The sequence below is a fragment of the Mesorhizobium sp. HAY1-8B genome (assembly GCF_056868045.1).
On the sequence record NZ_CP200321.1, the window covers coordinates 1,491,422 to 1,504,358 of the forward strand.

At 64.0% G+C, this 12,937-nt stretch carries 9 protein-coding genes; 5 read left to right on the top strand and 4 right to left on the bottom strand.

Annotation, left to right across the window (positions count from 1 at the left end; translation table 11 throughout):
• Positions 1–12: 12 nt before the first annotated feature.
• On the top strand, positions 13–750 hold the full coding sequence (locus tag AC1VON_RS07365) for a GntR family transcriptional regulator (RefSeq protein ID WP_172347257.1): 738 nt from the start codon (positions 13–15) through the stop codon (positions 748–750).
• Positions 751–784: 34 nt separating this feature from the next.
• On the opposite strand, the gene AC1VON_RS07370 is transcribed toward AC1VON_RS07365, so the two are convergent.
• From AC1VON_RS07370 to AC1VON_RS07385, 4 genes are all read right to left on the bottom strand, one after another.
• Positions 785–2,014, bottom strand: coding sequence for an aminotransferase class III-fold pyridoxal phosphate-dependent enzyme (locus AC1VON_RS07370; RefSeq protein WP_483121234.1), 1,230 nt, complete (start codon positions 2,012–2,014; stop codon positions 785–787).
• A 120-nt stretch (positions 2,015–2,134) separates the two neighbouring features.
• A complete protein-coding gene (locus AC1VON_RS07375) occupies positions 2,135–3,697 on the bottom strand; it encodes an ABC transporter substrate-binding protein (protein WP_172352774.1) in 1,563 nt (520 codons plus the stop codon).
• 84 nt (positions 3,698–3,781) lie between these two features.
• On the bottom strand, positions 3,782–5,956 hold the full coding sequence (locus tag AC1VON_RS07380; RefSeq protein ID WP_483121236.1) for an alpha-ketoacid dehydrogenase subunit alpha/beta: 2,175 nt from the start codon (positions 5,954–5,956) through the stop codon (positions 3,782–3,784).
• Positions 5,957–6,198: 242 nt separating this feature from the next.
• Positions 6,199–6,978 carry a helix-turn-helix transcriptional regulator gene (locus tag AC1VON_RS07385; RefSeq protein WP_483121238.1) on the bottom strand — a complete coding sequence of 260 codons (780 nt, stop codon included), beginning with the start codon at positions 6,976–6,978 and terminating at the stop codon, positions 6,199–6,201.
• A 111-nt stretch (positions 6,979–7,089) separates the two neighbouring features.
• Here AC1VON_RS07385 and AC1VON_RS07390 point away from each other — a divergent pair, with 111 nt between their 5' ends.
• From AC1VON_RS07390 to AC1VON_RS07405, 4 genes are all read left to right on the top strand, one after another.
• Positions 7,090–9,231, top strand: coding sequence for a hydantoinase/oxoprolinase family protein (locus AC1VON_RS07390; RefSeq protein ID WP_483121240.1), 2,142 nt, complete (start codon positions 7,090–7,092; stop codon positions 9,229–9,231).
• Positions 9,232–9,245: 14 nt separating this feature from the next.
• The gene (locus AC1VON_RS07395) at positions 9,246–11,450 is read left to right on the top strand and encodes a hydantoinase B/oxoprolinase family protein (RefSeq protein ID WP_483121242.1); all 2,205 of its coding nucleotides are present in this window, start codon (positions 9,246–9,248) and stop codon (positions 11,448–11,450) included.
• Complete coding sequence (locus tag AC1VON_RS07400; protein ID WP_056569396.1) at positions 11,447–11,932, top strand: acetone carboxylase subunit gamma; 486 nt, start codon at positions 11,447–11,449, stop codon at positions 11,930–11,932. The genes AC1VON_RS07395 and AC1VON_RS07400 overlap by 4 nt, the downstream gene beginning before the upstream one ends.
• A gap of 76 nt (positions 11,933–12,008) precedes the next feature.
• A complete protein-coding gene (locus AC1VON_RS07405; RefSeq protein ID WP_483121244.1) occupies positions 12,009–12,836 on the top strand; it encodes an SDR family NAD(P)-dependent oxidoreductase in 828 nt (275 codons plus the stop codon).
• The last annotated feature ends 101 nt before the right edge of the window (positions 12,837–12,937 follow it).

Genomic DNA, 12,937 nt, shown 5'->3' on the forward strand with positions numbered 1-12,937 from the left:
CGGAGACTGGATGTGACTGCTTCCATCGCGCCGATCGCGCGCGACAATCTGACGACACGCGTCTACGAAGAGCTGCGCCGCGCCATGATGGAAGGCCGTTTCTGGCCCGGCCATCGCTTCAAGATCCGCGACCTCGCCGCCAGTCTTCAGGTTTCCGAAACGCCGGTGCGCGAGGCGTTGATGCAACTGGTCCGTGAAAAGGGCCTGGAGATGGAGGCGGGCCGGTCGATCACCGTCGCCCAGCTGTCGCTCGCCCAATATCTGGAACTGCGCAGCATTCGCCTGCATCTTGAAGGCATGGCCGGTGCCGCGGCGACGATGCGCATCGAACCGCGCGAGATCGACCGTCTGACGGCGGTGCATGAGAGGCTGATCGACGACGAGGACAATGGCCGCTGGTTCGAGGCCGTCCGCGACAACTGGGAATTCCACCACTCGATCTACCAGGCGGCGGGCATGCCGGAGCTGCTCGCCATCATCGAGGGCATCTGGCTGCGCAACGGCCCGCTGGTCAATTACCAGTACCCGAACGCCAGGCCGACCTATGACGGCCGCCATCGTCATCTCGACATACTCGACGCGCTGCGCGCGCGCGACGAGAACGGTGTGCGCAAGGGCATCCAGCAAGACATGATCGAAGGCGGCCGGCTGCTGGTCAAGGTTCTGGAAAGGCTGAACGACGGTTCGGTCACGCCGGAGGAACTGCGCCGCGCCGCGCAGAACGGCCGCCTGGTCTCGGCGGCCGGCTGAGCGATCCTTTCTCCCCAAACGCATCGGCGCCGGCTCACGCCACCTGCGCAGCCGCGGCCATGCCGGCATCGGCGGCCTGAAGCGCAAGGTCGACGTCCCCGGCGGTGTGCGCGGCGCTCAGGAACATGTTGTGCCGGGGATGGAAATAGGCGCCTTCGCGCAAGGCGGCCGAACAGAAGGCATCGGCCTTCCTGAATTCGGCATCGCCGTCGAACAGCACCATCGGCATCGACACTGGCCCGGTCTGGCGAAGCGAAAGGCCATGCTTCCTGGCGGCCGCGTCGAGGCCGGAGCGCAACCTCTCGCCGGCGGCATTCATGCTGGCGATCGCATTGGTGTCGCGTAGCGTCTTGATGGTGGCGATCGCGGCGGCCATGGCGACCGCGCCATACCAGAACGAGCCCGTCACATAGACTTTCGTCGCGGCCTCGCGGAACCGGTCCGTGCCGGTGATGGCGGCCAGCGGATAGCCATTGGCGATAGCCTTCGAGAAGGCGGAAAGGTCCGGCCGCACGCCGAGGGGCTCCCAGCTGCCGGCGAGATCGATGCGGAACCCGGCCCTGACATCATCGACGATCAGCGCCGCGTCGGCGGCAGAGGTGAGTTCGCGTGCGCGCTTGGCAAAGGCGGCGGTCGGCAGTTCCTGGTCGCGGGCGATGTCGTGCCGGAAGGCGGTGACGACGACGGCGGCTAGATCATTGCCGGCCTGCTCGACGGCGGCTTCCAGGCTGGCAACGTCATTGTAGTCGAAATGGATCAGATGGGCGCGATCCTCGGCGGTGACGCCGGCGAGCGAGGGCGTGCACCATGGCACCGCGCCGTGATAGGAGCCGCGCGCCACCAGTACCTTGCGCCGGCCGGTGCCCGCTCGCGCTATGGTCACGCAGGCCGTGGTGGCGTCGGTGCCGTTCTTCTGCAGCATCGCCCAGTCGGCATGCGCCACAGTCTTGACCAGCAGTTCGGCGAGTTCGACCAGCACTTCGCCCGGGCCGTTCATGGCGTCACCCAGGCTGCGCTGCCGCGCCGCCGCTTCCTCGACCGCGCGATGGTGATGGCCGAGGATGTTGGGACCCCAGCTGCACATCAGGTCGATGTATTGGCGCCCGTCGACATCCCAGACCCTGCAGCCGTCGGCGCGCTCGAAGAATTGCGGATAGGCGGAGCCGAGATAGCGCGTGGACATGTGCCCCCACATGCCGCCCGGAATGACCGACGCCGCGCGCTCGCGCAGCATCTGGTCCTTGGAGTTGATCAGGGAAGGCATGGTTTGTCTCCGCTCATTGATATATCATATATTAATTCTATGTGCTGGAAGAACAGGATTTCCGATCTTCCAGAGGGAGAAACGGGGAGGCGGCCTTGCGCCTCCCCGTCATCTTTTCGTTCAGTGGCTGAGTTCGGCCAGCGGCAGGTTGCAGCAGGCGCTGTAGCGCACGCCCTTGACGTCGGACTTGTAGGCCAGGATCAGGTTCGGGCTGACCAGCGGCAGGATGACCCTGTCCTTGATCATCTCCTCGCCGGCTTGATGCCAGAGCTTGGCGGCCTCGTCGCCGCTCGCGGCGAGCGCCGCCTTGTAGAGCTCGGACTCCTTCGGGTTGAGCACCGAAGGCTCGCGTTCCGCGCCGGCGCGCCGCGCCCACGGGCTACCCTTGGTCATGGCGAAATACTCGATGTACTGCGAGGTGCCGTAATAGTCCGGCGCGTAGAACACCGCGGTCATCGGGATGCCGTCGCCATTGATGCGTTCGCGCCAGTTGGCGAAGGGGATCGGCTGCAGATCGAGCTTGATGTTGACCTTGGCCAGGTCCTGCTGGATCTTTTGCATCAGGAGCGACAGGTCGACGCCATAGACGTTCATGCCCGGGAACGCCGCTTCCATCTCGAAGCCGTCGGCATGGCCGGCCTTGGCCAGCAGTTCCTTTGCCTTGTCCAGATCATAGGGCTGTGCCTCGAAGCCCGAACCGCCGGGGAAGCCGAGCGGGATCGGTGCACTGATCAGCTGACCTTCGGAGCCGATGGTGAAGTCGAGGATGCTCGGGCGGTCAAGCGCAAGCGAGATCGCCTCGCGCACCTCGGGCGTCAACGGCACCTTGTTGGCCTTGGCGCCGGGCGACAGCGCGACATAGATGAAGTTGTAGGACGGCACGGTCTCGATCTTGACGTCGCTGCCCGTCATCGTCTTGGCGGTATCCGGGTCGATCTGCATGGCGATGTCGGCGGTGCCGCTCTGCAGCATCTGCGCCTGCGCCACCGCGTCCTTGGTCTGGCGGATGACGACTTCGCTCAGCGCCGGCGCCTTGCGCCAGTACTTGTCGTTGCGCACCAGGCGCACTTCCGAGTTCGGCTCATAGGATTTCAGCACGAACGGCGCGCTGCCGGCCGAATGCGCCAGGAACCAGGCCTCGGCATTGTCCGTGGTCGAGGCGTCCGCACCGGCCTTGGCGCCGGCCTCGGTAGCAACCTTGCTGTTGACGACAGCCGTATAGGGCGCCGCCGCGATATTGAGGAATTCCGAGCTCGGCGCGACCATCTTGACGACGACCGTGTGTGCGTCCGGTGTCTCGATCGAGGCGACATTGTCCATCAGGAACGAAGCGCTGCCCTTGAGGTTCTTCAGCCGCTCCCACGACCATTTCACGTCCTTGGCTTCGACCGGCGAACCGTCCGAGAATTTGGCGGCCGGGTCGAGCGTGAAGGTGAAGCTGGTCTGGTCGGCATTGCCTTCCCACTTGGAAGCCAAGAGTGGGACCAGCTTGTTGTCCTTGTCCAGCGTCAGCAGGGATTCATAGACGCTGGAATTGTAGATCTGGCAGGTGTCGCAGAAGGCGCGGTGCGGATCGAGCGAGTTGAGGTCGATGTTGCGCGCGATGACCAGCGGCTTCTCGTCCTGAGCGAAGGTCGACGGCGCCCAGAAGGCGCTGGTGGCCATAAGCACGGCCGCCAGCATCGTCGCCCTGGTCTTAGTTCTCGGTAGGATGTTCATGTCAGTTCTCCCATTTTCTTGTCGGATCTTTGTGGCAATGCATCAGCTCTACCCGCTCACGCCGGTGAGGGATCGAAGAGCGGCCTTGAGCTTGTCAGCGCCGCCCAGTGCGGCCCGGTTGAGCGGGGCCGATACGACGGGAGCCGAAAGGCTGCCCGTCACATGCAGCACCTCGTGGTCGAGATAGTCGAACACGCGGTCCTGAATCTCCTGTGTCAGCCGTCCGCCGAGCGACAGTCCGCGCTGTACCTGCTCGACGACGGCGACGCGGTTGGTCTTGCGGATGGAGGCTTCCACCAGTTGCCAGTCGAGCCCGGTCGGGTCGAGGCTGCGCAGGTCGATGATCTCGGCATCGACGCCGGTCTCCTCGGCCACCTGCCTTGCAACGGACACCATGCTGGCCGAGGTGAGCAAGGTGCAGGCACTGCCTGGCCTGACGACTTTCGCCTTGCCGAGATGCACGCAATAGTCTCGGTCATCGGTTGGAACGGGCCCCTCGCTCGGGAACAGTTCGACATGCTCGATGACGACGACCGGGTCGTCGCATTTCAGCGCCGAATTCATCAGGCCGACATAGTCGAAGGGCGTCGTCGGCGCGACGATGCGCCAACCGGGATAGAGGGCGAACAGGCCGGACGGATCGCCCGAATGCTGCGAGCCGTAACCGGTGTGCGGCGAGACGCGCACCCTGACCACGATCGGCACCGGGAAGCCGCCGCCGAACATGTGCCGCACCTTGCTGACCGCATTGAAAAGCTGGTCGGCGGCGACCAGGCAGAAGTCGCCGAACATGATCTCGACGATCGGCCGCAGGCCGCACAGGGCCGCGCCCAGCGCCACGCCGACGAAACCGTTCTCGGCGATCGGCATCGCCAGCACGCGCTCCGGCCAGCGCTCCAGCGCGCCCTTGGTGGCGCCCGAGACGCCGCCGCGCAGCCGGTGCACATCCTCACCCATGATGATGATGCGCGGGTCCTGCTCCATGGCGCGCGCGATCACTTCCGATGCGGCAACCATGAACTTGACCGGCCTGGTCCCGGCCGGCGGCACGTCCTCCATCTCCAGGAAGCGTTCGTTCCTGAGTTCCGAAAGGTCGCCGCGGATCTGGTTGTCGACTTCATCAGGGCTTGGCCACAGATGGTCGGGAATGCGCAACGCATTGCCGCTCATTTCGGTCAGCGAGTCGGCGGCGGTGTTGACCACCTCCATGACGCGCTGGTCGAGTGTAGCGAGGTCGGAGGCATTGAGAATGCCCATCGTCTTCAGCCGCGCGGCCATCGTGGTGAGCGGGTCGCGCGCCTTCCAGACGTCCTCCTCGGCGCGTGTGCGATAGCCGAACTCGCTGCCCGGCCGTGCACCGCTCTGGTGCAGGAAGCGGTAGCAGAGCGCCTCGACCAGCACCGGCCCGCCGTCTTCCTCGATCGCCCGGCGCGCCTCGCGCATGGCGTGATGGACCGCCACCACATCCATGCCGTCGCATTCGATGCCGCGAAAGCCCAGCATCGGACCACGTGACGCCAGCCGCGTCTCGCGCGTCTGTTCGTTGACATGGGTGGAGACGGCATAAAAGTTGTTCTCGGCGAAGAAGATTACCGGCAGCCGGTAGAGCGCGGCGATGTTCATCGCCTCATAGGCCGGTCCGGCCATCATCGTTCCGTCGCCGAAGAAGGCGACCGAAATGTTGCCGGTGCCAAGCAGCTTGTCGGCCAGCGCATAGCCCGCCGCGTGTGGCAGGTTGCCGCCGATGATGGCGCTGGTGCCGGGAATGCCGGAAGCATCGTCGCGCATATGCATCGAGCCGCCGCGGCCGCCGCAGTAACCTGCGTTGAGCCCCATGATCTCGGCCATCAGGCCCCGCACGGACCCCTGCATGTCCGCACTGAAAGCGTCATGCAGTGGGTTGAACCCAGCCGGTGTCTGCGCGTTGACGAGCTTGGCCAGCACCTGATGGTGCGCGCGATGCGTACCGTTGATGCGGTCGCCGGTGCCAAGCATCGACATCGCGCCGACCGCCGTCGCCTCCTGTCCTATACTGGCGTGCGCGGGCCCATGCACCAGCCCGGCATTGGCAAGGTCGAGCACCTTTTCCTCGAAACGGCGGATGAGCAGCATCTGGTGATACCAGCGCACCAGGTTCGGCACCTCGGCGGCGTTCCAGTCGGACTCGTCGACGTCGAGCCGCAACCAGGGCGCCGATGGCTGGATCGCTGTCTGCTGAACCATTTAGGCTAGTTCCGTTTCGGTAGATGATATATCAAATATTGTCTCAGTCGATTGTGTCAGGCGATTTTCTCGCCACGACACTGGCTTGCGGGTTCGGCAGGTAAATGGAATTAAATTTCATTTTCTGCGCAAAGCCGAGACTAAGCCGGGACGGCGCGGTTCCGCAAGTGGAATTTTGAGGCGCGTGATCGGATCGTTTCGGCGGCACTGAAAGGCCACGTGGCGCAGACATTAGAGGCTAGCTACCGGTCGGCCCGGTGCTGGAAAAACTGCAGGAACAATTCCCGCTCGGTGGTGATGTCGAGCTTTTCATAGATGCGCCGGCGGTGGTTCTTGACGGTGCCGACGGTGATGCCGAGGCGCTCGGCGATGTTGGCCGTCGGATGGCCGGCGAGGATGAGCTGCACCAGCTCGCGTTCGCGCAGCGACAGTTCCGGCCACAGCCCCGTCGGGATGGTCGGCTCCTGCCGGGGTGAGGCGCCCGGACCGGTTGGCGCCGACGTGCGAAGAAACTCTCGTCCGCGCGCCTTGATGTCGAGCGCGTGCAGCGCCTCGAACACCGGCAGCCGCTCATCCAGAAGGGCGATCTCGCTCTCCTTGAACGCGCTGGTCGACCGGTCGAGGAAGATGCCGAGGCACCAGTCGCCGCCATCGGCGAGCATGATGCCGACCTCGTCGCAGATCTCCGACTGCGTCAGGAAGCCGGCTATGTACTGGCCGCGCTTGGCTTCGTCGTCGGCAAGCCGCTTCAACGGCATGATGCCCAACCGGCGCTCGCGCCGCCAGGAGGCATAGAATGGGTCGAAGACGTAGTAGCTGGCGAGATAGCGTTGGACCATCTCGTCGGAGAAGCGCCGGTGCTTGACGAATTCCGGTGTCTGGGTCGTCGAGTAGCGCGTCACCGTGACAAGGTCGTGATCGATGTCGGCGCCGATCAGATCGATCAGGCAGTCGACATGCTTGTCCGTGCCGGTGGCGGCGATCGCCTTTGCGAGCGGCGCCCAGATATTGCCCATGCGCATGCCTCTTTGTCGGTGACGAGTCCCCCGCTCGTCATTGTGCCTTTAGGCATATGGCGCGATCCGCGCGATCGAATCTAGCCTGCGGTCATTCTCGAAGAGGGAAGGCGACCCGTGGACCAGATCACTACCAACCCCATCGTCATCGGCATCGACGCCGGCGGCACCATGACCGACACCATCCTTGTCGATCAGGACGGCCACTTCAAGATCGGAAAGTCGGCGACCACGCCGAAGAACGAGGCCGAGGGTTTCCTCGCTTCGGCGGAGGATGCGGCCGACGCCTGGGGCATCTCGCTGGAACAGCTGTTTTCGGGCGTGAACGTGGTGCTCTATTCCGGCACCGGCATGCTCAACACGCTGTTGTCGCGCACCGGCCGCCGGCTTGGCCTGATCACCACCAAGGGCCTCGAGGACATGATCCTGATGGGCCGCGGCCTGCAGGCCTGGGCCGACTATTCCTATGCCGACCGCCTCCATGCGGTGACGCACCAGCACCCGGATCCGCTTGTGCCGCGCCGCCGCACCCATGGCGTCACCGAACGCATCGACCAGTTCGGCGACATCATCCTGCCGCTCTACGAACATGAGGTCGTTGCCGCCGCCAGGAAGCTCATCGCCGACAAGGTCGAGGGCATCTGCATCATGACGATCTTCTCGCACGTCAATCCGGTGCACGAGAAGCGCATCGCCGAGATCTGCCGCGAGGAGGTCACTGCCGCCGGCGCCGATATCCGCGTCTACACCAGCCATGAGGTCCGCCCGGTCATCCGCGAACAGTCGCGGCTGAACTCGGTGCTGATCGAGGCCTATGCCACCTCGCGCGGCCGCAAGCAGCTCAAGGGCATCGAGGACGTCGCGAAGAAATACGGCTTCAAATACGGCGTGCAGACGCTGCTCTCCTTCGGCGGTCTGACCTCCACCAACCACCCGCGCCTGCACGAGACCATGATCTCCGGCCCGATCGGCGGCATCCTCGGCGCGGCCTATGTCGGCAAGCTGATCGGCAATGATTCGCTGATCTGCTCGGATATGGGCGGCACCTCCTTCGACATGGGGGTCATCACCCGCGGCCAGACCCGGATCGAGAACGAGCCGCTGATGGACCGCTTCAAGCTCAATGTCCCGACGCTGCATCTCGATACGATCGGCGCCGGTGCGGGCATGATCCTGAAGGTCGACCCGCTGACCAGGAAAGTCTCGCTCGGGCCGGAAAGCGCCGGCTCCGACCCCGGCCCGATCTGCTTCGCCAAGGGTGGCACGGAGCCGACCATCGCCGATTGCGACGCCATACTCGGCCGCCTCAACCCGCACTATTTCCTCGGCGGCAAGGTCGTGCTGCAGGTCGAGAAGGCCAGGGCGGCCTTCGAGGAAAAGTGCTCACGCCTGCTTGGCGTCGGTGTAGAGGAGGCCGCCGAAGGCATGATCGACATGCTGGAGGCCGACGCCAACAATGCGTTGCGCCGCGTCATCTCCGGCCAAGGCATCCATCCCTCGGAATTCACGCTGCTGTCCTATGGCGGCTCAGGTCCGCTGCATCTGGCCGGCTGCTCCAGGGGCATCGGCTTCAAGGACATCATCACCTTCCAGTTTGCCGCCGCCTTCTCGGCCTTTGGCTGCACCACCGCCGATTTCATGCGTCGACATTCTGTGTCGACGCAGCACGACATCGGCGCACGCGCCAGCGATGACGAACTGCCCGCCTTCGGCAAGAAGGTCACCAATGTCTGGGACGACCTCACCAAGGCGGCGGTCGACGAGATGATCGAGGACGGCCATGCGCGCGACAAGATCAGGACCGTGCCGTTCCTGATGATGCGCTACACCGGCCAGCTCGAGGACGTCGAGGTGATGGCGCCGCTGTCGGCCATCCAATCGGCCGACGACATGCGCAGGGTCATCGACGAGTTCGAGGCGGTCTACGCCAAGGTCAACCATCGCGTCTCGCGCTATGGCGAAGCCGGTTTCTCCATCACCGAACTCGGCCTCATCGCCACCGCCGACAAGGTCAAGCCGGTGCTGCTCAAGCGCCCGCTAGGCAAGTCGGATCCGGCGTCCGCCCACAAGGGCGTTCGCGATGCCTATATTGGCGGACGTTGGCACAAGGCCAATCTCTACGAGATGGACCTTCTGCGGCCCGGCCACGAGGTCATCGGCCCGGCCATCATCGAACACCCGGCGACAACGCTGGTCGTTCACCCGCAAGACCGTGTCCATGTCGATGAATGGACGCTGCTGCACTACACCCACGCTTGAGAAGGGCGAACGCCATGCTGGACAAACCCGCCTCCGCGCTCCGCATCCGCGAAAGGCTGATCGAATCCGAACGACTCATGGAAGAGACCGGCTGCTATGACGGCATCACCGAGCTCGAACTGCGCAACCAGGACCCGCTGAAGTTCGAAACATTGCACACCAAGCTGCGCGCCTACTGCGTCTCGGCACGCGAGATGGCCCGTCGCATCTCCGCCTCGCCCGGCGTGCGTGAAGTCGGTGAAATGGTCGTCGCCATCTACACGCCGGAAGGCGATGCGATCGCGCTCTCCAACGGCATCATGGTGCATGTGCACACGATGAGCCGCTTCATCAAATGGATGATCCGCAACGGCTACGAAGAGAACCCTTGCATCCGCGACGGTGATATCTTCGCCAACAACGATGCCTTCATCGGTACGGTGCAGGTGCCCGACGTGATGGACGTTGTGCCGATCTTCCATTCGGGCAAGCTGGTTGGCTGGGCCGGCGCGGTCTGCCACGAACTCGAGGCTGGCGGCATCACGCCCGGCGGCGACGTGGCACTGGCGCAGGAGCGCTTCACCGAGGGTCTTTTCGTCTGCGCCGAAAAGGTCGGCGAGAACGACGAGATCCGCCGCGACTATGTCATCCGTTGCGAGCGCAATTTGCGCATGCCGATCTACTGGGTGCTCGACGAGAAGGCCAAGGTCGCCTCTTGCATCGACATGCGCGAAAGCGTCAAGACGCTGATCGACGAGATCGGCCTCGACTACTGGATGCAGGTGTCGAAGGAGTTCATCGAGGAAGGCCGCCGCGCGCAGCTCGCCCGCACGCGCCAGCTGACAGTGCCCGGCATCTATCGCGGCCACACCTTCTACGGCCACGTCACCAAGGGCAAGCCGGGCTACCAGCCGCTCGGCGATCCCGACTGGCTCTACAACATACCGATCGAGATGGAGATCACCACCGACGGCAAGATCATCATGGACTTCGAAGGCACGCAGCCCTGGGGTTACCATTCGATGAACTGCACGCCGGCCGGAATGGATGGCGGCATGTTCGTGACGCTCACCCAGCACATGAATTTCGAAGGCCTGGTTAATGACGGCGCCTGGATGGCGACCGAACTGAAACTGCCGCACGGCACCTGGACCAACCCCGACAACGAGATGGTTGCGACCGCCACCTCATGGGCCCTGCTGCTTCCTGCCTATGGCGTGTTCCAGCGGCTTTTGTCGCGCTCCTTCATCGGCCGCGGTTTTGTCGAGGAGGCCTTCGTCGGCCAGGTCAACAGCCCGATGATCGAGATGGGCGGCACCAGCCAGTACGGCAAGCTGTTCGGCATGGCGCATTTCGAATGTGCTGCCGCCGGTTCCGGCGCGCTGGCGATCAAGGATGGGCTGGACACGGCCTATGTCGGCTGGAACCCTGAATCCGACATGGGAAACATCGAGATTTGGGAACAGAGCATGCCGATGGTCTATATAGGCCGCTCGATCGTTCCCAATTCCGGCGGCGCCGGCAAATATCGCGGCGGCTGCTCCTTCCTGTCGACATGGCTGGTCTCGAAGACCGACCATCTCAGGCTGGTCACATCGGAGCATTCCTCCCGTGTGTTCGACAATGGCGGCATGTGCGGCGGCTATCCGGCGCCGACCTGCCAGAAGCATCGCGCGGTACGCGATTCAAACATCTTCGAACTCGCCGAAAAACGGGCGCCGTTGGCGCACCACACCGGCACCAACCCGCATCGCTCCGAACTCGAAGTACGGCTGCAGGGCGAGCACGTGACGATGGAAGGGCCCTATATCACTGCCCCGCACAAGACCGGCGACGTCTTCACCCATTCCTACAATGGTGGCGGCGGTTATGGCGACGTGCTGGAGCGCGACCCGATCAAGACGGCGATGGATGTCGAGAACGGCTATCTGACCAAGGAAGCGGCCGAGGGCATCTTCGGCATCATGCTGGATGAGGATGAGGACGGCTATCCCGTCGCCAATCTCGAGGCCACCAAGCGTCATCGCGCCGAGATGCGCGCCAGGCGGCTGGCGCAGGCAAGGCCGGTCTCGGAATGGATCGCGACCGAACGCGGCCGTGTCGAAAAGGCCGACTTCGCACCGGAGGTGAAGAAAATGTATGCCAGCGCGATCAAGCTGTCGTCGCGCTTCACCAGGGAATTCAGCGATTTCTGGAACGTCGACGCCAAATCGATCTTCATGCCGGGAGCAAAGCCATGACCTCGTACAGCAAGGAAGTCATCGCCGATCTGGTCGCGGGCACGCTGCCCTGGCCGCAGACGCGCCGCGTCATGAGCGCCTACAAGGACGACGACCGCTTCTTCAAATATGTCGCGGTGCTGCAGGACCGCGTCGGCTGGAAGGATCCGATCCTGTTGCCGGTCTCGGATCATCTCTTCATCTGCCAGAGCGGCGACGAGAGGGTGACACGCTGCGAATGCGGCCATTCCTTTGGCGACTATCGCAAGAACTGGAAGCTGAAGGCTTCGATCATCGTGCGCAACACCGAGGAATCGCTGCGCGAAATCTATCCCAACAGCGATATCCCCGATCCGCAATGGATGGAGATTCGCGAATTCATCTGCCCTGAGTGCGGCACCATGCACGAGGTCGAAGCGGCGGCACCCGGCTATCCCATCGTGCACGATTTCGAACCGGATCTTGAAGGCTTCTATCGCGAATGGCTGGGCAAGCCTCTTTGAGGGGGTGAAGCCGCGAACCGCGTCGACAAATACTCCCGGACCTGATTGCCTGCCCAAACCAACGGAGAACCACGCGATGACAGACCTTTCCGGCCGCGGCGCGATCGTCACCGGCGGGTTTTCGGGCATGGGTTTCGCCATTGCGACGGCCTTGGCGCAAGCCGGCGCCAATGTTGCCGTCGGCTCCTATATCGCGCCTGCGGACACCGACAGATCCGATGCCGCCTATTATCCGGGCGCCGACGAAATTGAGCGCGTGCGATCGGCCCTGTCAGCCCATGGCACCAGGGTTCGGGCCGCTCATCTCGATGTCCGCGACAGTGAGATCACCAACCGTTTCGTGGCCGAAGCCGAAGCCGCCATCGGCCCTGCCGACATACTGGTCAACGCCGCCGGCACCACCACCGAGCAGCCGGTCTGCGGCCATTCCGATGCGCTGTGGGACAAGATCGTCGACACCAACCTGACCGGCGCCTTCCGCGCTACCCGCGCCGTGCTTCCCGGCATGATCGAGCGCGGCTGGGGGCGCATCGTCAACATCGGCTCGACCGCCGCTTCCGTCGGCTGGAAGGATAACCCCGCCTATTGCGCTTCCAAGGCCGGACTTCTCGGCCTCACCCGCTGCGTGGCCTTGGAAGGGGCCGCGCACGGCGTCACCTGCGTCATGATCAGCCCGACATGGGTCGAGACCGAACTGATGCGACGCAATGTGGCGCAAGTCGTCGAGCGCGAGGGCAAGGGGCGGACGGCCGAAGAAGCAATGGCCGAGATTGCCAGGGGCAACCCGCAGCAGCGCATGCTGCAGCCGCAGGAGATAGCCGCTCTGGCGGTATTCCTGTGCTCGGATCTCGCCAGAGGCATCACCATGGAAAACATACAGGTCACCGGCGGAGCCCTGTGGTAGCGTTCTCCTCGCCTGATCGGCGCGAGCGTGCTGTGTGCCGGCTGACCTCTCCCCGTTCGCGCCGATGTAAGACAAGGTGACCGGATTTGCCATTGAGCATG